The sequence below is a fragment of the Streptomyces sp. WELS2 genome, assembly GCF_013870595.1.
Lineage (GTDB): Bacteria > Actinomycetota > Actinomycetes > Streptomycetales > Streptomycetaceae > Streptomyces.
Window position 1 is genome coordinate 1 of the sequence record NZ_JACBWZ010001181.1, and the last position, 1,530, is coordinate 1,530.

At 73.6% G+C, this 1,530-nt stretch carries 1 protein-coding gene; it reads left to right on the top strand.

The features are described from left to right. Window positions 1-1,530: beta-ketoacyl reductase (locus H5J33_RS34825; protein WP_181798649.1), on the top strand; the 1,530-nt coding region annotated here is incomplete at both ends.

The following is a 1,530-nucleotide window of genomic DNA, read 5'->3' on the forward strand; positions in this document are numbered from 1 at the left end:
GCGGTCGTCCACGCGGCCGGCACGACCGACACCGCGCCGCTGGCCGACACGGACCTCGGCCTGCTCACCCGGCTCACCTCCGCCAAGGCGCTCGGCGCACACCACCTGGACGACCTGTTCCGGGACACCGACCTGGACGCGTTCATCCTCTTCTCCTCCGGCGCCGGTGTCTGGGGCGGCGGCGGACAGGGCGCGTACGCGGCGGCCAACGCCTTCCTCGACGCGCTCGCCCAGCGACGCCGGGCCCGTGGACGTACCGCCCTGTCGGTGGCCTGGGGTCTGTGGGGCGGCGGCGGAATGGCCGACGGCGAGGTCGGCGACCGGATCCTCAGCCGGGGCGTCCGGGTCATGAACCCCGACCAGGCGGCCGCCGCGCTGATGTCCGCCACGGCCGGCACGGACCCGACCAGGGTCGTCGCCGACATCGACTGGGAGGTCTTCGCACCCCAGTTCACCGCCGTACGGCACGCCCCGCTGCTCTCCGACCTCCCCGAGGTACGGGCGGCGCTGGCCGAGCCCGACGGCGCGGCGGGACCCTCCGCGGACACCGCCTCCTCGGCGCTGCTCGACGGGCTGACCGAGGCGGAGCAGTACCAGGCCATGCTGGACCTGGTCCGCGCGCAGGCCGCCGCGGCACTCGGTCACAGCACACCGGACGCCGTCGATGCCGACCGCGCCTTCCGTGAACTGGGCTTCGACTCGATGATGGCCGTCGAGCTGCGGAACCGGCTGAACACGGCGACCGGGCTGCGGCTGCCGAGCACGGTCGTCTTCGACCACCCGTCGGCCGCCTCCCTCGCGCGGTTCGTCCGCGCCCGTCTGCTGGGGCTGTCCGAGGACCCGGCCGGGGAAGTGGAGCCCTCGCCGCTGACGCTCGCGGGCGGCACCGACGCCGACGCCGAGCCGGTGGCGATCGTGGGGATGGGGTGCCGGTTCCCCGGTGGCGTGGGCTCGCCAGAGGACCTGTGGCGGCTGGTCGCCACGGGAACGGACGCGGTGTCGGGCTTCCCGGCGGACCGTGGCTGGGATCTGGAGGGGTTGTACGACCCGGATCCGGACGCGGTGGGCAAGTCGTACACGCGTAACGGTGGTTTCCTGTATGACGCGGCGGAGTTCGACGCGGGGTTCTTCGGGATCTCGCCGCGTGAGGCGCTGGCGATGGATCCGCAGCAGCGGTTGCTGCTGGAGACGTCGTGGGAGGCGTTCGAGCGGGCGGGTATCGATCCGGCGTCGCTGCGGGGCAGCCGTACCGGCGTCTACGTCGGCGCCATGGTCCAGGACTACGGCCACCGCCTGCACCAGGGCACGGCCGAGACGGAGGGCCACATCCTGACCGGCACCACGGGAAGCGTGGTCTCGGGCCGGCTGTCGTACACGTTCGGCCTGGAGGGCCCGGCCGTCACCGTCGACACCGGATGCTCCTCCTCCCTGGTCACCCTCCACCTCGCGGTACGCGCCCTGCGCAGCGGTGAATGCTCCCTGGCCCTGGCGGGCGGCGTCACCGTCATGCCGACCCCCGGCCCCTTCATC